Consider the following 452-nt stretch of genomic DNA (forward strand, 5'->3'; position numbering starts at 1 on the left):
GCATCCGCCATGTGCCCTTTCTATCTTGACCTTTTTCGGTGAAATTGTAAGTTCTACCTAAATTTTTGTTTAACTTACAACCTCTTTTGGCTTTTCTTTCTCGCTGTGCAGTTTTCAAGGAACAGTTTGTGTGGGATCGATAAATCGAACCCCTACACTAATTGTATTTTTTCATGCAAACTGCTTCATGCAACGCTTTTTGTAGGGGCTCAATTCATTGAGCCCGCCAAGTAACGTTTGCACATGGCGAAACAGTTTAGTCTAACAAACAACGTTTGTTAGAGGGCGCGATAAATCGAGCCCCTACATGACAGAAGGATTTTTTAAATCCCTCAAAACTAAACAGTTGTTAAGAGATGGATGATCGACCAGAGTTCTCGTTTTAACGAGGTACTCCTTAGAAAGGAGGTGATCCAGCCGCACCTTCCGATACGGCTACCTTGTTACGACTT

Annotated in this window: 1 rRNA gene; it reads right to left on the bottom strand. The window is 42.0% G+C overall.

The window, feature by feature from the left end:
• Positions 1-401: 401 nt before the first annotated feature.
• Positions 402-452: ribosomal RNA gene (locus V6C27_14820) — 16S ribosomal RNA — on the bottom strand; the annotation flags it as partial.

The organism is Peptococcaceae bacterium 1198_IL3148, from assembly GCA_036763105.1.
In the GTDB taxonomy this organism is placed as follows: domain Bacteria; phylum Bacillota; class Desulfotomaculia; order Desulfotomaculales; family Desulfohalotomaculaceae; genus JBAIYS01.